The following is a 22,446-nucleotide window of genomic DNA, read 5'->3' as shown; positions in this document are numbered from 1 at the left end:
GCGGGATCTAGGACACGCGCTAGATGAGCGCAGATTCGGCAACAGAGGTTGTTACCTTCGTGGCCATGGACCCTGTCCGTAACCCCTATGCGCCCGGCGCGGGGCAACGCCCGCCGGAGCTCGCGGGACGAACCAGGCAGCTCGACGCGTTCGACGTGGTGCTCGAGCGGATCTCGCGCGCTCGACCGGAACGCAGTGTGATGCTGACAGGTCTGCGCGGCGTGGGGAAGACGGTCCTGCTGAACCACCTGCGGTCGGCCGCCATCTCGCGGCGGTGGGGAACGGGGAAGATCGAGGCCCGCCCGGATCAGGATCTGCGGAGGCCGCTGTCGTCGGCGCTGCACATGGCGGTTCGGGAGATCGCGGGCTCGCATCGCGACCCCGACCGGGTGGAGGAGTTCCTCGGCGTCCTGAAATCGTTCGCCCTGCGTGCGACGGCCGACAAGGGCATGCGGGAGCGGTGGCAGCCCGGCATCGACGCCCCCGCGGTGAAGGGTCGCGCCGATTCCGGGGACATCGAGATCGACCTGGTGGAACTGCTGCTCGACGCGTCGTCCCTGGCCCGCGACGTCGGGGTCGGGATCGCGCTGTTCATCGACGAGATGCAGGACCTCGGCGCCGCGGACGTCTCGGCGGTGTGCGGGGCCTGCCACGAGCTCAGCCAGGACGCGGCGCCGCTGATCGTGGTCGGAGCCGGACTGCCGCACCTGCCCGCGGTGCTCTCGGCGTCCAAGAGCTACTCGGAGCGGCTGTTCAGCTACCACCGCATCGACCGGCTGGACCGGGTGTCCGCCGACCGGGCATTGATCGCGCCCGCCGAGCGGGAGGACGTGAAGTTCACGGACGAGGCGCTCGACGCGTTGTACGCCGCCGCCGACGGCTACCCCTATTTCGTCCAGGCCTACGGCAAGGCGACGTGGGACGTGGCCGCGGCCAGCCCGATCACCGAGGAGGACGTGCGGGTCGCCGCGCCGACCGCGGAGGAGGAACTCGCGGTCGGGTTCTTCGGATCACGGTACGAGCGCGCGACGCCGGCCGAGCGGGAGTACATGCGGGCGATGGCCGACCTCTCCGGGGACGACGGACCGGTCGCCACGTCGGCGATCGCCTCCGAGCTCGGCCGCAAACCCGCGTCGCTGTCACCGGCGCGGGACGGGCTGATCAAGAAGGGCCTGATCTACTCGGCCGAGCGCGGGTCGATCGGATTCACCGTGCCGCACTTCGGCAAGTACCTGCGCGCGCAGAACGACTAGCAGAATCTAGCTCTCTCTACGGATTTGCCTAGATTGCCGAAGATTGTCCTGTCGAGTGCCGGGGTGAGCGATCGGCCGGTCGCCGTACACTCGGCGCCGATGAATGGAATGCAATCGTTGTGGGAGCGCATGAGCGCCGTCAGCCCCGCGCCGGACCCCTGGATCGTTCAGGTCACGGCGGTGGTCGCGGTGATACTCGTCCTCGAACCGCACGCCTGGCGACTCACCCGCAATGTGGTGACCATCGTGCACGAGGGCGCCCATCTGGTGGTCGCCCTGCTGTTCGGGCGAACGCTGAAGGGGGTGCGGCTGCACTCGGACACGTCCGGTGTGGCCATCTCGTCCGGCAAACCGACCGGGCTGGGTGTGGTCCTCATGACGTTCGCCGGCTACGTGGGTCCCGCCGTTCTGGGGCTCGGCGCGGCCTGGGTGCTGGGCACGCAGCACGCGGTCGCGGTGCTGTGGATCGGTGTCGTGGCTCTCGCGGCCATGCTGATCCTCGTCCGGAACCTGTACGGGTTGTTCTCCCTCACGGTGGTCGGGGCGCTCCTGTTCGGACTCGTGTGGTTCGGTACGCAGGACCAGCAGGTGGCCGCGGCGTATCTGATCACCCTGTTCATGCTCGTCGCCGCGCCGCGCCCGGTCCTCGAACTGCAGCGGCAACGCGCCCGCGGCGCAGCCCCGGAGTCGGACGCGGATCAGCTGGCGCGACTCACCCGCGTTCCCGGCATCGTCTGGGTAGGGCTGTCCCTACTCGTGACGCTGAGCTGTCTCGCGCTGGGTGCCTGGTGGATTCTCCGTCCCGTCGGTGGCTGAGGCGCCCGCGAGGTATTCGGCCAGTATCGGTCCGATGACGGCCAGCGCCTCCGGGTCGGTCATCCGCGCGTGTGGGTGGTCGACGGTGTGGGCGATCACGTCCCCACCGATCCACGGCCGCCACGTCACGCTCGCCGGCACAGGCTGGGATCCGTCCCCGGCCGCGCCGAAGAACACCAGGCTGCCGTCGAAGTGTCCCGGCACGAAGTCGGCGGCGGCGTCGACGACGTCGACGTAGTCCTCGTACAGCCGGGCCAGCTGCTCCGGCCCGAGCTGCTCCGATGCCCCGTCGCCGAATTCCGTGAGAAGTTCCGGCAGTGTCGGTGCCGGGGTGTCCCGCTCCGCCGACGCGTAGCTGTCGATCATCGCGAGCGCGCCGACCTTCTCGCCGCGCGACCGCAACTCGACGGCCATCGCGTGCGCGATGACGCCACCCACCGAGTACCCGAGCAGGTGGTACGGCCCCCGCGGCTGCACATGGCGTATCTCCTCCACGTATCGGTGGGCCCGCTGTGTGATCGACGTGAACCGTTCGCCGGGCACGGTCACGGCGGGGGACTGGACACCCCAGACGGGGCGGCCAGGGCCGAGATGCGCACTCAATCCCGAATAGCACCAGGCCAGCCCGATGGCCGGATGTATGCAGAAGAGCGGCTGCCGTCCGCCGTCCGGATGCAGCGGCAGCAGCACACCCAGCGCGGCGGCGGTGTCGGAGGCCGCGGCGAAACTCGACGAGATTCTCGCGGCGATGCTCTCCGCGGTCGCGTCGGCGAAGAACCATTCGAGCCGGACGTCGACCCGAGTCGTGGCGTGCAGTCGTGACGCCGCCCTGGTCGCGGACAGGGAGTTGCCGCCCAATTCGAAGAAGTTGTCGTCCAGCCCCACCAGGCCTGTGCCGAGGACGTCCGCGAACACCGCGGTGACCAGTTTCTCGGTGCGGGTCGTCGGGGGACGGAACCGCTGCGCCCGTGGCACGCCCGGATCGGGAAGCGCTCGTCGATCCAGCTTGCCGTGGGGTGTCGACGGTAGCGCCCCCAGCACGACGATCTGGTTGGGCACCATGTACCGGGGCAGTCGTAGCGCCAGTTCCGCCGACACGGCACGGGTGTCCACCGCCATGCCCGGACGCGGCACGACGTAGCCGACCAGCCGGACGCCGGTGCCGGGCGATTCGTACACGGCCGCCGCGGAGTGCGCGACGGCGGCATGGCGTCGCAGCGCCGTCTCGATCTCCTCGAGTTCGACGCGCTGGCCGCGGATCTTCACCTGGAGATCGCGCCGGCCGAGGTAGTCGATCGTGCCGTCCCTCCGACGACTCACCACGTCGCCGGTCCGGTACATCCGCTGACCGGGCGATCCCCACGGATTCGCCGGGAATCGGGAGGCCGTCACCCCCGGCCGCCCGAGATAGCCGCGCGCCAACTGGGCGCCAGCGAGGTAGAGCTCACCCGGAACGCCGACGGGCACCGGATGCAGCCGCGAATCCAGCACGAGCACGCCGACGCCGTTCTGCGGCACGCCGATCGGGACGGTCGCGTCCACGGTGCCGACGACCGTACGGGTCACGGCGACCGCCGTCTCGGTCGGACCGTATTCGTTGTACAGCACGGCACCCGGGCACCGCGCGTGGAAACTGTGTGCCGTACCGGGCGGCAGGACCTCCCCGCCGCAGGACACCTGTCGCAGTGACGTCAGGTCCGCGTCGGGGATCGCCAGGATCTCGGCCAGCATCAGGGGAAGGAAGTATCCTGCGGTCACCCGGTGCCGTCCGATCAGCTCGGCGAGATGTCGCGGGTCGCGGTGGCCGTCCGGTCGAGAGATCACCAGCCGCGCACCGGCGATCAGCGGCCACCAGAACTCGCGGACCGACGCGTCGAACGTGTACTGCAACTTGAGCATCACCGTGTCGTCCGCGCCGAGCGGGTCGGTGTCCTGGCGCCAGCGCAGGAAGCTGACGACGGCCGCATGGGTCACGACGACACCTTTGGGGGTGCCCGTCGATCCCGACGTGTGGATCACGTACGCGGGGTGCTGCGCCCGCAGGGGAGCGTGACGGTCGAGGTCGGAGATCGGCGACGGATCGACACCGGAGAGGTCCACACGGTCGACGACGAAGAGCTGTGTCTCCGCGGGCAGGACGTCGGAGAGGTCGAACCGATCGCGCTCGGTGGTGAGGACCACACATGCGTCCGAGGACCGGATGACCTGGGCATTGCGCTGCGCGGGCTGATCGGGGTCGATCGGCACGTACGCTGCTCCCGCCTTCGCGACGGCATACATTCCGACGAGGAGGTCGACGGAGCGGCGAATCGCCAATCCCACCATGGACTCCGGGCCGACGCCGGCGCCGATCAGGTGCCGCGCCAGTCGATTGACCTGCTCGTCGAGTTCACGGTAGGTGAGTGCCCGGTCGCCGGAGACGACGGCGGTCGCATCGGGCGACGTGGCGACCTGCCGCTCGAACAGATCGACGAGGGTCGCACCGGAGGACGGCGCCGCGGTGGGGACGTCCGGGTCCGGATCGAGGAGGGCGAGGTCGCCGACGGCCGTATCCGGTTGTGTGACCGCCTCGTTCAACGTCCGGACGAAACGTTCGCCGATGTCCGCGACCGTGTGGTGGTCGAACAGATCGGTGGCGTACGTGAACACCGCCGCACGCCGGGTGTGTTCCGTCGTCGGGTCCGGATCGGCGGTCACGGTGAGTTGCAGGTCGAATCGGGCCGACCGGGTAGGGGGAGTCATCGCCGACACCCGCAGTCCGGGCAGGGTGAGCGGGGTGTGGTCGAGGTTCTGAAACGCCAGGGCCACCTGGAACAGCGGATTGCGTGCGCGTGACCGGGCGGGATCGAGCACCTCGACCACGGTCTCGAACGGAACGGTGGAGTGCGCGAACGCGTCCAGGTCGTCCTCCCGCACGCGGCCGAGCAGTTCCGCGAAGCTTTCCGCGGGAATCACCTCGGTGCGCAGGACCAGGTTGTTGACGAACATGCCTACCAGTTCGTCGAGGGCCTGATCCCCGCGTCCCGCGACGGGAGTGCCGATCACGATGTCGGTGGACCCGCTGAGCCTCGCGAGCAGCACCGCGAACACCGCGTGCACGACCATGAACGGGGTGACGGCCCGGGCCGTCGCGGTGTGCTCGACCGCACGGTAGAGCTCGTCGTCGAGCGCGAATTCGACTGTGCCGCCGCGGTGCGACGCGATGGCGGGATGTGGCCGGTCTGCGGGAAGGGACAGCTGTTCCGGCGCACCCGTCAACGTGTCTTTCCAATAAGACAGTTGCTGCGCGGCAACGGACTGTGGGTCGTCGCGGTCGCCCAGCAGCTCGTGCTGCCACAGGGTGTAGTCCGTGTACTGGACGGGAAGATCGGCCCACCGCGGCGCCTCGCCCGAGACCCGCGCCACGTAGGCGGTCATCAGATCGCGGACGAGCAGCGGCACCGAGAATCCGTCCGTGCTGATGTGATGGACCATGACCGCGAGCACCCACTCGTCGGGGGCCGGGGCGAACAGCCTGGCACGTATCGGCGGTTCAGCGCCCAGGGCGAAACCCTTCGACGCGAACGTCGCAACCCGCGCGGCAACGTCACCGTGGGACACGGGTATCGGCCGGAGAGTGGGAGCGGCCCGCGACACCGGGACCAACTGCTGGTACGCGACGCCGTCAGTGTCGGGATACAGGGTGCGCAGCGGTTCGTGACGGCCGACCACGTCCGCGACGGCCGCGGTGAGAGCGGCGACATCGAGTGTCCCGCTCAGCCGCAACGCCATCGGGATGTTGTATTCGGGGGAGCCGGGGGCGAGGCGGGCGAGGAACCACAGTCGTTGCTGCGCCGGCGACAGCGGCACGCGGGCCGGGCGTGGACGCACGGTCAGGGCGACGTGCGTCGCGCCGTCGGTCCGCTCGGTGACGAACGCCGCGAGCGCCGAGACCGTCGGCGTGTCGAACAGTGCGCGCACCGGCACCGTCGTCTCCAGTGCGGCACCGATTCGGGACGCGGCACGGGTGGCGGACAGGGAACTACCGCCCAGGGCGAAGAAGTTCTCGTCCCGCCCCACGAGGTCGATTCCGAGCACCTCGGCGAACACTGTGGCCACCACCCGTTCGGCGGGCGTGTGCGGGGCCTCGAACTCGGTCGCCGCGGGAACAGGGTCGGGCAGCGCCGAGCGGTCCAGTTTCCCATTGACGGTGAGCGGTACGGCGTCCAGAACGAGCACGATCGCGGGCACCAGCGGCGTCGGCAGGCGCGTCGCCGCATAGCGGATCAGTTGATCCGGATCGATCGTCTCGCTGCGTGCCGGGAGGACGTACGACACGAGTGCGTCGACGCCGTCCCGCAGTTCACGCACATCCGTCGCCGCGAATCTCACGGCCGGATGGGTGAGGAGGGTCGCGTCGATCTCGCCGAGTTCGATTCGGACGCCGCGCAGTTCGATCTGCGAGTCGTTGCGGTACAGGTACTCGATCGACCCGTCTCGGCGCCAGCGGCCGACGTCGCCCGTCCGGTACATCAGCTCTCCGGAGGTGCCGAACGGGGAGGCGACGAAGCGTGCGACGGTCAGCGCGGGCCTGCGATGGTAGCCGCGGGCTACACCCGGCCCGCAGATGTAGAGTTCGCCGGCGACTCCAGTCGGAACCGGGTGCAGACGTGAATCCAGCAGGAGTACGGCGGCACCGCGGACAGGACGGCCGATGGTGACCGGCCCGCCGGCCGCCAAGGGATCACTGATACTCGTCATGACCGTCGTCTCGGTCGGTCCATATCCGTTGTAGACAGCGATCTGCTGCTGCGCCCACACCGCCATGAGTTGCGATGGGCAGGGTTCGCCGCCCAGCACGGCGACCCTCAGGTCGTGCAGGCCGCGCGGGTCGACCGTCGCCAGAACCGTCGGCGTACTGAACACGTGGCTGACCCGCTCGCGGGCCAGCAGGTCCGTGAGTTGATCGTCGCCCTGGACCGTCGGTGGTGCGAGCACCATGCAGGCGCCCGCACCGAGCGCGAGCAGGATCTCCAGCACCGCGCCGTCGAAGCTGGGAGACGAAGCGTGCAGCGTGCGCGACGACGCCGTCACCGAATACCGTTCCCGCTGTTCCGCCGTGAAGTCGGCGAGACCGGTGTGGGTCACCACCACTCCCTTGGGGTTTCCCGTCGAGCCGGACGTATAGACCACGTACGCGGGGTGGCGCGCATCCAGCGGCCGCGCACGGTCGGCATCGGTGACCGGGGCCGAAGAGTAACCGCGACATTCGGTTCGGAAGTCCGGGTCGTCGAGCAACAGCCAGTCCGTACCGTCCGGCAGGGCCTCGCGATCCGCAACGGTGGTCAGTCCGAAGGCGGCGCCGGAGTCGTCCATCAGATACTGGACCCGCGCGGTGGGGTAGTGCGGGTCGACGGGCACGAAGGCGGCACCCGTCTTCGCGACGGCCCACACGGAGACGACGGACAGGACGGAGCGCGGTACGCCGAGGGCCACGAGTGACTCGGGTCCCACCCCGCGCCGCATCAGGGCGCGGGCGAGCCGATTCGACTCGGCGTCGAGTTCGCGATACGTCATCGACCGGCCGTCCGACGTCAGCGCAGGCCCGTCCGGATTCGATGCGACTGCCGCGGAGAGCAGGTCGGGAAGTGTCCGTTGCGGCAACGACGGCGGGCCGTCGTGCCGTGCCTGTTTCTCCTCGCGGTCGAGGAGGTCGATGTCGCCGATCACGACGGTCGGGTGTGCGAGCGCGGCCCGCAGAATACGCTGGAACCGGTCTGCGAATCCCGAGACCGTGGCGTCGTCGAACAGATCGGTGGCGTACGTGAAGACGCACGACAGTGGTCCCGGGCCGCTTGCGTCGTCGACGGATTCGGTGACCGTGAGCTGGAGGTCGAATTTCGCGGTGTGCGTCTCGATCTCGACGATTTCGGCGGAGACCTCCGGCAGGTCGATCACGACCGGCACCGTGTTGTGATAGGCGAGCGCCAGCTGGAACAGCGGATTGCGACTGCGGGACCGGGCGGGTGCGACCGCCTCCACGACTTCCTCGAACGAGACGTCCGCGTGGGAGTACGCGGCGAGATCGACGTCCCGCACGCGGGTGAGTGTGTCGGCGAACGTGGCGTGCAGCGGGACGTCTGTCCGAAGCACCAGTGTGTTGACGAACATCCCGACGAGGTCGTCGACTGCGCGGGGCCCGCGTCCCGCGATCGGCGTGCCGACGACGATGTCCGACATGTCGCCGAGTCTGGCCGCGAGGACGGCCAGCGCCGCGTGCACCACCATGAACGGAGTGGCGTCGTGAGTGCGCGCGAGAGCACGGATCCGCCGGTGAATCTCGGTGTCGAGACTGAACTCGACGTTCGCGCCGCGGTGTGTCGCGACGGGCGGGCGCGCGCGGTCGAACGGTAGGGGGAGCAGCTCGGGCAACCCGGACAGGGTCTGCGTCCAATACGCCAGTCCCCGCTGCCCGTCCTGCAGGTCACGCTGCCAGAGGGCGTAGTCCGCGTACCGGACGGGGAGGGGCGTCCAGACCGGAGAGTCACCGTGCGCCCGAGCGCGATACGCCGCCATCACATCCCGGGCGAGCGGTCCCAGCGAGAACCCGTCGGCACTGATGTGATGGACGACGAGGGCCAGCACCCACTCGTCGGCGCTGACCGCGAGAAGTTCGAAGCGAACCGGGGGTTCGGCGGTGAGGTCGAATCCCTCCGACAGCAGGTCGCGTACCCGGCCGAGCGGGTCCGTCGTTCTCCGCACCGTGCACGGCGGCACGGCGGAGGCGGAGAGAACGTGTTGGCAGGGGACCCCGTCGTGCTCGGGATAGACGGTCCGCAGGGGTTCGTGCCGTTCGATCACGTCACCCACCGCCGCACACAGTGCCGATTCGTCGAGCGTGCCGGTGAGGCGGAGCGCGACGGGAATGCTGTCGGTGGCCGAGCGTCCGTCGAGAAGGTTCAGGAACCACACACGCTGCTGGGCGAGGGACAGCGGCACGTGGGCGGCCGGGGCGTGGCGGACCAGGGGCGCCTGCTCGGTCTCGTGCGTTCGTTTCGCGAGATACTCCGACAGTTCCGCGACGGTCGGGTGGTCGAACAGTTCGCGGATGCCGACGGAGGTTCCCAGCGCCGCTCCGACGCGGGCGACGGCCTGCGCCGCGGTCAGCGAGTTTCCGCCCGCCGCAAAGAACTTGTCGGTCCTGCCCACCCGACCGGTGCCGGTCACCTCCGCGAACACGAACGCGACCACGTCCTCGGTGGGGGTGGCGGGCGGATCGGATGCGGACCTCGCGGAGGCCGGTACCGGTAGGGCGGCGCGATCCAGCTTTCCACTGGCCGTGAGTGGCAGTGCCGGGAGCGGAACGACGGCGGAGGGAATCATGTAGGCCGGGAGCAGACCGGCGAGGCGGTCGACGATCCGGCTCTCGTCCGGCGGCACACCGTCCGCAGTCACGACATAGGCGATCAGCCGATCTCCCGCCGTCGGGTCACGGTGCACCGTGACTGCTGCGTGTGTCACCGCCGGGTCGGACGTGAGTGCGGACTCGATCTCGCCGGGTTCGATGCGTTGGCCGCGGAGCTTGATCTGGAAGTCGGTGCGCCCGAGATACTCGAGCCTGCCCGCCTCGTTCCACCGCACCCCGTCGCCGGTGCGGTACATCCGCCCGCCCGGTCCGCCGAAGGGATCGGCGACGAAGCGTCCGGCGGTCAGGTCGGGACGTCCGGCATACCCGCGCGCCAAGTACGCACCGGCAAGGTACAACTCGCCCTTCGTCCCGACCGGCACCGGTCGGAGTCGGCTATCGAGTACATACGTACGTATGTTGTAAATGGGACGGCCAATGGCGACCGAACTGCCGAACTCGTTGCCGTCCACCGGCTGCGAGGTCGCCGCGGCCGCCTCACAGGGGCCGTACCAGTTGAACAGCGCGGCGGGGCAGCGTTCCTCGAATCGCGATGCCGTCGCCACGGACAGCGGTTCACCCGCCGAGTACACGCGGCGCAGGGTCGAGAGTGCCCGCGACCCGCACTGGTCCAGGAAGGCGTCGAGCATCGACGGTACGACGTGAAGAGTTGTGATCGACTCCTGTGCGACGATCCGCGCAAGGTAGCGGGGGTCGCGGTGGCCGCTGGGTTCGGTGATCACCACCCGTGCGCCGGTGTGCAAGGGCCACAGCAGTTCCCACGCGGAAATGTCGAACGTGAGAGGCGTCTTGTGCAGTACCGAATCGGAACCGTCGAGCGGCGTCAGCGTCTGCGCCCAGCGGAACTGGTTCACCATCATCTCGTGGGTCACCGTCACGCCCTTGGGTCGGCCGGTCGAACCGGACGTGTAGATGACATACGCGGCGTTCGCCGGATGTAGCGGTGCGCGTCTCTCGGAATCCGTGATCTGTCGCGGGTCGTACCCGGTGACGTCCAGCAGGTCGAGATCCACGACGGCGACTCCGTCCGGGACCGCGCGATTCCGGGAACCGGACATGAGGACCAGCGCGGGTGCGGCCGAGTCGATGACGAGTGCGGTGCGCCCGAGCGGGTGCTCGGGGTCCACGGGCAAGTACGCACCGCCGGCCTTCAGTACCGCGTGCAGTGCGACGAGAAGCTCGATCGAGCGGGGAACCGCGACACCGACGACGGTTTCCGGTCCGACGCCCTTCGCCACGAGATACCGGGCGAGCCGATTCACCCGTGCGTCGAACTCCGCGTACGTCAGTCGATCCGGGCCGAAGACCACCGCCACGGCCCGGGGGGAGCGCTCGACCTGCGCGTCGAGCAGGTCCACCAGGGTCTGCGAGGGCACCGGTGCGTCCGTCGCGTTCCAGGTGTGCAGAACTTTTTCCTTTTCCACCTCGCCGAGAAGGTCGTACTTGCCGATTTCCAGGTAGGGATCCCTGCCGATCCAGTCCAGGACGCGGCCGGCCCGCGCGAGCAGTGCTTTTCCGTCGTAGCGAAATGACCTGCACTTCGCGGTCAGCCGCAAGGTCCGGGACACCGTCACCGCGAGCGTCACGGCGTAGTGCGACGCATCGTGTGCGCGGACCCCGTCCAGTGTGAGTCCGTCGACAGGTTCCGGCAGCGCGGTGCGGTCCACGGGGTACGACTCGAACGCGACCAGTGTGTCGAACAGCGGCGCCACGCCGACGGCCCGCTGGATGTCCGCGAGGCCCAGATGGTGATGGTCGAGGAGGTGCACGTGGTCGGCCTGCAGGCGGGTGAGCAGTGTGGCAGCGTCGATATCGGGGTCCAGCGGGATCCGCACGGGCACGGTGTTGACGAACAATCCCACCGCACTCTCCACTCCTGCGAGGTCCGCGGGCCTGCCGGACACGGTTGCGCCGATCACGACGTCGTCCCGGGCGGTCGCCTGCCCGAGGACAATTCCCCAGGCTGCCTGCACGATCGTGCTCAGCGTGACGCCGAGTTCGGTCGCGCGGGCCGTCAGCGACCGGGTGTCCTCCTCGCTCAGCTCCAGCACCGCCTCGGACGTGCCGGGGGTGGGCTCGGCCGGGGCAGCGGCCTCGGTGATGCCCTCGAGAGCCGCGGCCCACGCCCGCACCGAGGCCTCGGTGTCCCTCGCTGCCAGCCGTTCCAGGAAGTTGCGGTACGGGCTCGAATCCGGCGACTCGGTGCGGACGTCGACGCGTTGGTAGGCGGTGAAGAGTTCGCGGACCAGCAACGGCATGGACCAGCCGTCCAGCACGATGTGGTGGGCGGTGATCGCCAGTTCGGTGCGGTTCGGGCCTCGCGTCAGCAGGGTGAACCGAATCAGCGGTGGGGCAGACATCTCGAAGCGGGTGGTGCGGTCGTCGAGCAGGATCTCCTCGGCAACATCGGCCGTGTCGTCGGCGATAAGGTCGACGTGCCGCCACCGCAGCGGCACGTCGTCGAGCACGAGTTGCACCGGGACGCCGCGACCGTCGCGCACGAATGCGGTACGCAGGTTCGCATGCCCCGCGAGGACTGCGATGCACGCGCGCCGGAGTCGATCCTGATCGAGGTGTCCGGACAGGGCCAGGATCACCTGCATCGCATACGGATCGGCACCCGTGCCGGCGAGCGCCGCGTGAAACAGCAGGCCCGACTGCAACGGCGACAGCGGCCACACGTCGAGCAGACCCGGATGGTCCCGCTCCCACTCGTCGATGTCGTTACGATCCACCGCGACGAGCGGCAGATCGGACGGGGTGAGCCCACCGGCGTGCGGAGAACGCGCCACCGCGGCGAGGGCTGTCAGCGCCTGCTCCCACAGATCGGCCAGCGCCTTCACGTCCTCGGACGCAATCGCACCAGTCGGGTATGCGAAGGTGGCGTCGAGGACGCCGTGGGTGGCGAAGGCGGTGATGTCGATCAGCGCGGTGGCCGGCATCGACGGTTCGGCCGACGAAAACATGGCCGTGCCGTCCCGCGCCGGGCGCCAATCGCGTTCGGTATCCGCGGTATCGAGCCGACCGAGATAGTTGAAGGCGATCTGGCCGATGCCGTCCTCCGGATACTGCAACAGCCCGTAACCGATGCCCTTGTCGGGCACCGCACGCAACTGTTCTTTGACCAATTTGATTGCGGCGCTCGCGGAGCGGCCGCCCGCGAACGCCTCGTCCAGATCGACGTCCCCGAGGTCGAGGCGGATCGGGAAAATGCTGGTGAACCACCCGACTGTGCGGGAGAGGTCGGCGCCGGCGAGCACCGCTTCCTCGCGGCCGTGCCCCTCGAGCCGGATCACCGGCGCGGTGGCCGGTCGTCCACGGCGGCGTTGCCACTGCGCGAGAGCGAGGGTGAGCGCGGTGAGCAGTGCGTCGTTGACCTCGCACCGGAAGGCGGCCGTGAGGTCGGTGAGCATCGAGTGCGTGACGGCCGCAGACGCTTCCGTGTGGATCCGCTCCACGGTGGAATTCACGTCACGCCGCGCGTCGAGTGGTCGGGTGCCGAGTGGCGAATCCTCGCCTGCGGTCATCGCACGCCAGAACGACAGCTCGGACCTGCGGCCGGGCCGCTGTGCCTCCTCGATCAGGCCGTGCGACCACCGGCGCAGGGAGGTGCCGATCGGTGCCAGAGTGGGCGGTACCCCCGCCTCCACGTGCACCCACGCTGCGGCGAGATCGCCGATCAGGATTCGCCATGACACCCCGTCGATCACCAGGTGATGGGCGACGATGAGGAGCCGCCCGCGGCGGGTGGTGTCGTCCGGCCCGGGATCGAGCCAGACGCACTGCATCATCACGCCCGCAGCAGGATTCAACCGTCGGGTCGCGGCCTCATGCTCGTCCCGCGTACGCTGCGCCGGGTCGGCGTGGGCGGGTAGCGGAACCCGCACGATCGTGCCCGCCGGCAACGGTGCGCCTGCCGGACTCACGGAGAGAAATGCCGTCCCGTCCGAGCCGCGGACGAGGCGCGCCCGCAGTGCGTCGTGCCGATCGACGACGGCGCCGATCACCCTGTCCAGCTTGTCGGGATCCATAGCGCGTGGCAGTTCGAGGACCACGGCCTGTGCGTACCGATCGATGACGCGGGCCCTGTCGAGGAGGAATTGGGCGGCCGGGGTGAGCGGCATGTCGCCGATCCCGCCGCCGGGAAGTTCCGCGAGGGCTGGTCTGTCGCCGTCGTTTCCTGCGACTTGGCCGAGTCGGGAGATCGTTCGCTGCTCGAATACATCGCGCGGAGTGAACGGGATTCCCGCAATCCTTGCCCGCGAGGCCAATTGGATCGCCATGATGCTGTCGCCGCCGAGCGCGAAGAACGAGTCGTCCACACCGAAATCGGACGTCCCGAGGATGTCGGCGTAGAGGGCATGGAGTGTCTGTTCGCGCTCACTGTGGGGGGCGGACTTGGAACGTGACCGGAGGCCGTGCTCGGGGAGAGCAGTGCGGTCCAGCTTGCCGGACGGGGTCAACGGAATGTGGGGGAGCACCACGACGGCTGCCGGCACGAGATGCGGGGGCAGTTCGGCGGTGAGGAACGACAGCAACTCCGCCTCGGTCACGGTGTCGGCGCCCACCACATACGACACGAGCTGATCGCCGGCCGCCTGCGATCGAATCACGGTGACGGCGAATCGAACCGCCGGATGACGGCGGAGTGTCGCGTCGATCTCGCCGGGTTCGACGCGCAGACCCCGCAGGTTCACCTGTTCGTCGCTGCGCCCGAGGTACTCGAGGTCGTGGTCGCGGGTCCAGCGGACCGTGTCGCCGGTGCGGTACATGCGGGTGCCCGGTGGTCCGAACGGATCGGCGACGAACCGTTCCGACGTCTGCCGGGCGTTGCGGTGGTACCCGCGGGCAAGGGCGGTCCCCGCGACGTACAACTCGCCGACCACTCCGACCGGGACCGGGCGGAGCCGGTGATCGAGGACCACGGCCCTCGTTCCGTCGATCGGCCGGCCGATGGTGACCGGTCCGGGCTCGACGAGGGGCTCGCTGGCGGTCGCCATGACGGTGGTCTCCGCCGGACCGTACGCGTCGATCATTCGGCATCGGGAGGCCCACCGAGACAACAGCTCCGGTGGACACTTCTCACCGGCGACGACGAGGGTGCGCAGACCTCCGACCTCGCCGGGTTCCATCGACACCAGGACCGACGGGGTGATCACCGCGTGGGTGACGCGTTCGGTGGTCATCAGCTGCGCCAGAGGGGGTCCACTGAATGTAGAGGGTGGGGCGAGGACGAGCGCAGCACCGGAGCCGAAGGCCATCAGCATCTCGAAGAGGGAGGCGTCGAAGCTCGGCGATGCGACATGCAGAACCCTCGCCGCGCTGTCGAGGCCGAGTCGGGTGCGCTGCGCGGAGACCAGATTGGCGATTCCGCGGTGGGTGACCACGACTCCCTTGGGAACTCCGGTCGATCCGGACGTGTAGATGAGGTAGGCAGCGTCGTCGAGTCGGATTGTCGGCGTGGGGAAATCGTGGACTCCCGAGCTTCCTGCCTCGTCGAGAAGTAGCCACTCGGTGCTGCCCGGCAATGTGTTCGCGTACTCCGCGCAGGTCAACCCGACTGCCGCGCGGGAGTCGTCGAGCATGTGCTGAACGCGGGCGACCGGATAATGCGGGTCCACCGGCAGAAATGCGGCCCCCGCCTTCGCGACGGCCCAGACCGCGCAGACGTAGTCGGGGGACCGAGGCAGAGCCACCGCGACGATGTCGCCGGACCCGACGCCGGACCGTGCCAGCAATGCAGCGACCCGATCCGATCGCCCGTCGAGTTCGCGGTAGGTGATCTCGCGGCCGGCGCTGACGACGGCGGGCGCGTCCGGATGCTGTGCGGCGGAAGCGCGGAACACGTCGGCGAGCGTGACGGGCACGCTGTCGGGAGGTCCGTGGAAGGGGACCAGCGCCACGGTTTCGTTCTCCGTGAGGACCGGGAGTTCACCGATCGGGTGGGCGGCACCGGCGTCGAGGAACTGCCGGAAGTACCGCAGGAATCTCGTGTGATGCCCCTCCAGCTCGCCCTGCGAATACAGTCGCGGGTTCGCCTTGAAATCGAGGTGCACGCGTCCGCGGGGACCGTACCGGTACAGGTTCACCAGGAGGTCTTCGATCGGACCCGAAGACAGCACATGCAATTGGCTCCGCAGCGAACCGAGTTCGAACTCCTCGGGGAACAGCATGATGTTGACGGCGGGGCCGAACAGTCGCGGCCCGGACAGCGCGCGTCCCAGGTCTGCGCGGATGTCCTCGTGCCGGTACCGCTGATGTCGTAGGGCGCCCGACATCACGAGGCGCGTGCGGGACACCAGATCGCCGATCATTCCCGTCTCCGCGGACGTGATGCGCAGCGGCACCACATTGGACAGCATCCCGCCGGACCGACGCAACGCCGCCGTCGTGCGCGCCGACACCGGGAGGCTGAGCGTGACGTCGTCCTCGCCGGTCATTCGCGCCAGATAGCCGGCGACCGCGCAGACGGTGAGCGTCGCAGGATTGACGCCGTGCGCTGCCGCGCATTTCTCGAGTTGATCGACGGTGTCGGTGGTCAACGTTCCGGTGACGTCCCGGGAACCCGCGGTCGCCGGCGCGGACCCACGCGCGAGGGTGCTTGCGTGGGTGACACCACGCATCGTCTCGGTCCAGTAGTCCCGGTCGGACTCCCGGCGGGCGGAGTTGCGGTAGTCGGTCTCGAGTTCGTGGAGGCGCCGAAGACCGACGGGCCTGCTCGCGGGTGGCGGCAGTCCGTGCACCGCGGCGGTGTAGAGCGCGGCGATCCGGTAGAGCATCGTGACGGACCCGAAACCGTCCATCGCGATGTGGTGGGCGCGCGAATACCAGAAGTAGCGGTCGTGTCCGACGTGGAGAAGGAACGAGACGGTGAGGCGGTCACGCTGGATGTCGATCGGAGCGGCGGTCTCGGTGCGCATCCATGCGTGCGCCGACACCTCGGGGTCCGGCGTGTCCCGGAAGTCGAGGTAGCCGACGGGAGCGTCCAGGCTCGGTTCCACCCATTGCAGCGGCTGTTCGTCGACCTCGGAGATCTGCAGGAAGAACGACTCGAACTCGGCCGCCGCTCGGACACACGCCGACGTCAGGACGTTCCGGTCGAGGTCGCCGCGGATGTCGACGTACTGGGCGACCGACACCGGAACCGTGGGGTCGACGTGCTGCGCGAGCCACATCCCCGTTTGCGCGGGTGACAGTGGGAACGCGCGCGCCGACGAGTCTCCGGGACCAACCGAGGTCGGTGAACTCATCGCTGACTTCTCTCACGCATACGTCCCCGCACGACGCTGCTTGCTGGAGTGCCTCCACTCAGGAGTCTGCCCCAGTTTTCTAGGAGATTGCTTAGAAACGTCTAGATAGTGCTACTGCCGGTTGCAGTTGTGCGGTCACGCCACCTCGTGCTCTCCGCCGGCAGCGACTTTCCGCAGGCCACGATAGGCGCCTTCCGGCGTCTGCCGCCCCGCGACCACAGCCTCGACCTCGGCGGCGATGGGCATGTCCACGTTGTAGTCGCGGGCCAGCTCCATCACGGTGGGGGCGGTCTTCACGCCCTCGGCCACCTGCCCCAGCTTGGCGACCGCCTCGTCGACCGTCATGCCGCGGGCGATGTACTCGCCCACGCGCCGGTTGCGCGAACTCGGGCTCATACAGGTGGCGATCAGGTCTCCGACCCCGGTGAGTCCCGCGAACGTCCGCGGGTTCGCACCCATCGCCTCACCCAGCCGGGTCATCTCGGCCAACCCTCGTGCCAGGACCATTGCGCGCGTGTTGTCGCCGACGTCCAGTCCGTCGGCCATGCCCGACGCGATAGCCACAATGTTCTTCAGCACGCCGCCGAGTTCGCAGCCCAGCACATCGGTGTTCCGATACACCCGGAACACGGCGGACGCGAACAACGGCTGCAACGCGGTGGCCACCCGGACGTCCTGGGTGGCGACGACTGATGCCGCGGCAAGTCCGTCGACGATCTCCCGCGCAATGTTCGGGCCCGCGAGAAGCCCCACCGGATGCCCGGGCAGGCACTCGGCGATCACCTCGGTGGGACGCAGCCGCGTTCCCGGCTCCAGCCCCTTCGCCAGCGACAGCACCGGCACCCACGCCCGCACCTCGTTGGCGATCTGAGCGAGAGTGCTGCGGACCGCGTGCGACGGCACCCCGACCACGAGAACGTCGGCTTCCCGGGCCGCTTCGACCACGTCGGCTGTGGAGCGCATGGAGTCGGGGAGCGGGCGGTCGCCGAGGTAGCGAGAGTTGCGGTGCTCGTTGTTGATCTCGTCGGCCGTATCCGAGTTCCGCGCCCACAGCAGGGTCGGTGTGTTGTGGGCGGCGAGACCTGCCACCGTCGTTCCCCACGAGCCGGCGCCGAGCACGACGACGCGTACCGGGCGGGCCATTACCGATCACCCATCGAGTTGATGCTGTCCATAGCATCAAGCCTGGCACTTGCCGGGCGTTCACGAAGCTGATTCGGCAAGTCCCTGTGGCCGCTGGTCTCGGCCGCGGTTGCCGATTGCATCGTCGTAGTCATGACGCTCGCGAGTGCGCGATCAGCACCGCCTCGACTTCCGACTGTCGCGCGGGGGCCGGCAACGGTGGTGCCGCCGATCGGTAGTGGTGTCCGGTCGGGGTGCCGAGGTCGATGAGGTGGGTGCGGCCGGGTCTGTGCACTGGGCGGGCCGCCCAGCCGTCGCCTTCTTTCGCGTAGTTGCACGCCTCGCAGAGCCCGGACCCGTTGTCCGCGCTGGTGGCACCAGACTTGCCGTGTGAGCGGATGTGGTCGTGGTGCCGGATCGGGGCGTCACACCACGGGGTGCGGCACGTGCGATCCCTGAGGTCGATCAGCTTTCGCAGGCTTTTCGGGAACGTCCGAGATTGGGATTCCATCGCGGTCAACGCCCCTGACTGCGGGCAGGCATCCACCCGCTGCAACGACGTCTCCGCATCCGCTTTCAGAGAGTCGGCTACCAGCTGCCGCGCAATCCCCGCCGGCACCGGCCCGAAACCCTGCAGCTGCGCTGCCTCGTGCCCGCCGGTCAGCAACGTTTCGTCGGAGAGCACGAGGTTCACCGTCACCGGAATACCCGACGCCACTTCGGCTCCGGTGCCGCGTGCGAACAACAAGTCCACCATCAGCTGATTGCGGGTGCGGCCACCGCCGTTCCCGGTGGCGATGAGACTGTCCGCATCCCGGCCCAGGGTCGCCTGCAGGCACACCGCCTGTTCCACCGGCATCAGCACGCTCAGATAGGCCATCGAATCCGGCGCGGGGCGTGTCGTGACCCGTCGTTCGGACGCGGCCTTGCGGTGCCGGGCCACGACCGCTGCGGCGTCGAGTTCCACCGCCAACGCTTTCGCTCGTGCGATCAGACCGCGGTCGCCGACCCCGTCGAGTGTGCCTGGGTCCGAACACAACCGGCGATCCACGATGCCCCGATCGGCCGCCGACAGGCACGCTGTCTCCCGCACCAACAGAGTGGCTCGCCATTCATTCAGCCGACCGGTCTGCAGCATGGCCAGGGTGTGGGGCATCTCGTGCACCAGAGCCTGCGCGAAACCCAGATGCCGCCCACCCCGATTCGGAGACTCCCTGCGCGCCAACGCAATCTGCGAGGCGATGCCCCGACCCCACTCGGATCGCGGAAGCTTCCGAACCTTGCGGTCCTCTCGGATACTCGTCGCGACATCGTCGGTGATCACCGCCTGTACCGCACACCCGACCGACTTCAACGTCTCGATCGCATCGAGCAGATCGATGCCCAGTCCCGGATCTCCACTTGCCGCATCGGCGCATTGCAGTCGCGCCGTGAATGTTCGCAATTCCTCGAGAAGCATTGCCCCCACAACCAACCTCCCCCAAGGTCGTTCGAATATACGTTCGACTCTAGCAAAACGAAGTCCCGACCCGGCAATACCCGAATCGCAGGCTGCGTAACGTGGGCACGATCGGGGCGGAGGGTCAAGCGCTGACCGCTCATCTGCGGGCCAGGGACACAGGTGGCGCAGGGCGTGAGATGACTGTCAGCCCACGCGGATGCCCTGGGCGGCGAGGAACTCGCGGGCTCGACCCAGTTGGCGGTCGGTGGAGAAGGCGTTCCACTGTTCGGCGAGGCTCTCCTGGTGGACGAGGTCGCGGAACCGGCCGAACGCGCCCTTGCCCTCGATCGCCCGCTCCAGTCGCTCCCTCAGCGCCGAATCATTCTGCCGCTCAGCGAAGGCCGCCATGTCCCGCCAGCCGTCCCGCGAGCCGGTGAAGTCGAACCGGAGCCAACGGTCGGGCTCCTCCTCCACGTCGACGGCGGCGTCCTGCCCGACCATCATCGGGTCAGTGCTGCTGTCGTCGTACACGTCCCCGGTGTGCAGGTCGACGTAGCCACCGGCCGACATGCTTGGATCGCCCTCCAGTTCGCTACCGAGCATCGCGAGGTCGACCGGCGCCACCCGCCCTGCGAGCGGCTCGCGGCGCAGAGACGCGAGCAGGTCCTCGGCCAGCACCTCGTCACCCGTGCCGGCGCGCCACGTCAGCCGGTTGACGACCGACAGTGTCACCGGCTCGGCCTGATCCCGTCGCTGTTCCAGTGCCATCGGTAGACCGGCCCCCACCTGTTGCAGCGCGTCGTCGACGTCACGGCCGCGCACCGCGGCGAGGAAGCGGTCCGCATCTCCTGCCACGATGGCTGCGCGCAGATCGGACAGGTCGAGCGGGGGCACCTGCTCGCGTCCGGGCCACGCGTGCAGCAGCATCGGATGCGGCTGGGGTGGTCTGCGCGGAGCCCGACTGTCCCCGTCGTCGTCGGCCCACCGGCGCCCGTACTGGTCCGGAATGCTGCCCCATCCCCAGTACGGCAGGGGACTCGGTGGAGTGATGCCCAGCACTTGTACGGGGTCGACCTTGTCGGCGCCCACCACACAGCGGTGGATCCAGTCATCACCCAGGTCGAAAGTGAACTGGAACTCCGCTCCGGGCGCCAGCAGCCGAGCGACCTTGGCCGACTCGATGTCCACCGGCTCCGCAATGGGCCCACCGATCGACCCCGCCATCTCGGCCCCCGTCTCCATGTCGGTGACTACTCGTTCATCGGCAAGGGTGAACATCGACAGGTGAGACCTGTCCCACCGGGCGAAGGCGTCGTTGACCGCATTCGCGAGGTCCATGAAGGTGTGCGACGGCCCGACCGCGAACACGCGGCCGGGCCACGGCCACAGTTCCTCGCCGCGCCCGCCGAGCAACTCCACCGTCACCGACAACCACGTTCGTGCCATCCCCAGAAGATGGCATGCGGGCCGCTGCGCCGTCAGGTTACAGCCGCAGAGTACCGGCCAACGGAATACGATTTTCAACGTTCCGCGATGAGTCCGGCCGTCTCTTCCGGTCTGTCTATGTGTATCCCGTTCATCCGATCATTGGAGGAATCGCCCATGCCCCGCACCCGGATCCACAATATGAATATCTCCCTCGACGGCTATGCCGCCGGCGAGCACGTGACGTTCGACGCCCCGATCGGCGGTGCCGAACGGCTATTCGATTGGTTCGACGGACGCGTCATTCACGGGGTCGACCGGGTAGACGCCCCAGTCACCCTGGACCGCGCCGTGACGAGCCTGTGGAGCCAGGGCATCGGCGCGGAGATCATGGGCCGTCGCAAGTTCGGCCCCCAAACCGGCGATTGGCCCGACGACGGGTGGCGGGGCTGGTGGGGCGACGAACCACCGTTTCACACACCGGTGTTCGTCATGAGCCACTATCCACACCCCAGCATCGACTTTCCCAACGGAACCAGCTTCCACTTCGTGGACGCGCCACCCCATGAGGTGCTGCGCATGGCCCAGGAAGCTGCCAGCGGTCGGGACATCCGTATAGGCGGAGGACCCTCGACCGTGCGGCAGTTTCTGCAAGCCGACTTGATCGACTTCATGCACCTGGTGATCGTGCCCATCACCCTCGGGCGCGGCGTATCCCTCTGGGAGGGCTTGAACGGCATCGAAGACCGCTTCACAGTCGAGACCGTCACCTCCCCGAGCGGGCTTACCCACCAGTTCTGGAACAAGCACGGCCACGACTGAACCCGGTGGCTGTTGCAGTCGAACCCGTTACCACTTCCGGGCGGTGAGCAGGAGGTACTCCCAGTTCATCACGGTGCCGCCGGTGCCGTAGTCGAAACGGCGTGCGAGATCGGCGAGTTCGTGATCCAGCGCGGCGACCCGGGCGGGGTCGTCGGCGATGTTCCGGTACACCGCGATGGTAGGACCGTAGCGGGTCTTGAAGTAGTCGCGGAAGTCCTCCGGCGACCGGAACTGGTCGATGCGCACGGTGTGCCGGGTGGCCACGATGTCGGTGACCCGGTGGCCGAACAACGCCCGGACGTGTTCCTCGCGACCCCACAGCGGCGGGGGCTGCGCGCCCGGAGGGGGCGGGGGTGCGTACGGTTTCATCGTTGCGAACATCTGGCCGATGAAGCCCTCGGGGGTCCAGCTGAGCAGGCCGATCGTCCCTCCCGGCCGGCAGACGCGGACGAGTTCGTCGGCGCTCGCCTGATGGTGCGGGGCGAACATGACGCCGACGCACGACATGACGGTGTCGAATTCGTTGTCGGCGAACGGCATTGCCTCGGCGTCGGCCTCGCGCCACTCCACCTCGACTCCGAGTTCGGCCGCCCGGCGGCGTCCGGCGTCGAACAGTTCGGGGGTGAGGTCACCGGCGACGACGCTCGCGCCGGACAGCGCCGCGGGAATGGCGGCGTTGCCGGAGCCTGCCGCGACGTCGAGAACACGGTCACCGGGCCTGACCCGGCTCGCCCGGACCAGGGCGGGGCCGAGGCCGGCGATGATGTCGGTGGCCAGGGCGGGGTAGTCGCCGAGGGCCCACATGGCGCGGTGTTTGTTCTTCAGGTCGCGGTCGGCTTGCACTGCGTCGATCGTGTCATCCATCTCGGTACTCCGGTGGCTCGGCTGCATCGGTCGAGATCCAGCCTGGCC

8 protein-coding genes are annotated in these 22,446 nt (G+C 68.7%); 3 read left to right on the top strand and 5 right to left on the bottom strand.

The window, feature by feature from the left end; translation table 11 throughout:
• Positions 1 to 65: 65 nt before the first annotated feature.
• Together ACFVJ3_RS32605 and ACFVJ3_RS32600 are read left to right on the top strand one after the other, a co-directional pair.
• Positions 66 to 1,253 carry an AAA family ATPase gene (locus ACFVJ3_RS32605; protein WP_378455992.1) on the top strand — a complete coding sequence of 396 codons (1,188 nt, stop codon included), beginning with the start codon at positions 66 to 68 and terminating at the stop codon, positions 1,251 to 1,253.
• Positions 1,254 to 1,352: 99 nt separating this feature from the next.
• Positions 1,353 to 2,069 (top strand): M50 family metallopeptidase, encoded by a 717-nt coding sequence (locus ACFVJ3_RS32600; protein ID WP_378455991.1) that lies wholly within the window; start codon positions 1,353 to 1,355, stop codon positions 2,067 to 2,069.
• Here the strand turns inward: ACFVJ3_RS32600 and ACFVJ3_RS32595 are convergent.
• The 4 genes from ACFVJ3_RS32595 to ACFVJ3_RS32580 all read right to left on the bottom strand — a co-directional run bounded on the left by ACFVJ3_RS32595 (position 2,004) and on the right by ACFVJ3_RS32580 (position 20,733).
• A complete protein-coding gene (locus ACFVJ3_RS32595) occupies positions 2,004 to 16,724 on the bottom strand; it encodes an amino acid adenylation domain-containing protein (RefSeq protein WP_378455990.1) in 14,721 nt (4,906 codons plus the stop codon). The two genes, ACFVJ3_RS32600 and ACFVJ3_RS32595, sit on opposite strands and share 66 nt — an antisense overlap.
• 135 nt (positions 16,725 to 16,859) lie before the next feature.
• On the bottom strand, positions 16,860 to 17,867 hold the full coding sequence (locus tag ACFVJ3_RS32590) for an NAD(P)H-dependent glycerol-3-phosphate dehydrogenase (RefSeq protein ID WP_378455989.1): 1,008 nt from the start codon (positions 17,865 to 17,867) through the stop codon (positions 16,860 to 16,862).
• Positions 17,868 to 17,997: 130 nt separating this feature from the next.
• On the bottom strand, positions 17,998 to 19,305 hold the full coding sequence (locus tag ACFVJ3_RS32585) for an HNH endonuclease (protein ID WP_378456030.1): 1,308 nt from the start codon (positions 19,303 to 19,305) through the stop codon (positions 17,998 to 18,000).
• A 186-nt stretch (positions 19,306 to 19,491) separates the two neighbouring features.
• A complete protein-coding gene (locus ACFVJ3_RS32580; protein ID WP_378455988.1) occupies positions 19,492 to 20,733 on the bottom strand; it encodes a hypothetical protein in 1,242 nt (413 codons plus the stop codon).
• 156 nt (positions 20,734 to 20,889) lie between these two features.
• Here ACFVJ3_RS32580 and ACFVJ3_RS32575 point away from each other — a divergent pair, with 156 nt between their 5' ends.
• Complete coding sequence (locus ACFVJ3_RS32575; protein ID WP_378455987.1) at positions 20,890 to 21,534, top strand: dihydrofolate reductase family protein; 645 nt, start codon at positions 20,890 to 20,892, stop codon at positions 21,532 to 21,534.
• 27 nt (positions 21,535 to 21,561) lie between these two features.
• On the opposite strand, the gene ACFVJ3_RS32570 is transcribed toward ACFVJ3_RS32575, so the two are convergent.
• Entirely contained in the window at positions 21,562 to 22,398 is an 837-nt protein-coding gene (locus ACFVJ3_RS32570) for a class I SAM-dependent methyltransferase (RefSeq protein WP_378455986.1), read from the bottom strand.
• Positions 22,399 to 22,446: the final 48 nt, after the last annotated feature.

The organism is Rhodococcus sp. NPDC127593 (genome assembly GCF_042671975.1).
In the GTDB taxonomy this organism is placed as follows: Bacteria; Actinomycetota; Actinomycetes; order Mycobacteriales; family Mycobacteriaceae; genus Rhodococcus_F.
This window is presented reverse-complemented; position numbering and strand designations above follow the sequence as displayed.

Excerpts from the sequence above, each read along its gene's own strand:
- ACFVJ3_RS32575 (WP_378455987.1), top strand. The coding sequence starts at position 20,890 with ATGCCCCGCACCCGGATCCACAATATGAATATCTCCCTCGACGGCTAT.
- ACFVJ3_RS32595 (WP_378455990.1), bottom strand. The coding sequence starts at position 16,724 with ATGAGTTCACCGACCTCGGTTGGTCCCGGAGACTCGTCGGCGCGCGCG.
- ACFVJ3_RS32580 (WP_378455988.1), bottom strand. The coding sequence starts at position 20,733 with ATGGCACGAACGTGGTTGTCGGTGACGGTGGAGTTGCTCGGCGGGCGC.
- ACFVJ3_RS32600 (WP_378455991.1), top strand. The coding sequence starts at position 1,353 with ATGAATGGAATGCAATCGTTGTGGGAGCGCATGAGCGCCGTCAGCCCC.
- ACFVJ3_RS32585 (WP_378456030.1), bottom strand. The coding sequence starts at position 19,305 with ATGCTTCTCGAGGAATTGCGAACATTCACGGCGCGACTGCAATGCGCC.
- ACFVJ3_RS32590 (WP_378455989.1), bottom strand. The coding sequence starts at position 17,867 with ATGGCCCGCCCGGTACGCGTCGTCGTGCTCGGCGCCGGCTCGTGGGGA.
- ACFVJ3_RS32570 (WP_378455986.1), bottom strand. The coding sequence starts at position 22,398 with ATGGATGACACGATCGACGCAGTGCAAGCCGACCGCGACCTGAAGAAC.
- ACFVJ3_RS32605 (WP_378455992.1), top strand. The coding sequence starts at position 66 with ATGGACCCTGTCCGTAACCCCTATGCGCCCGGCGCGGGGCAACGCCCG.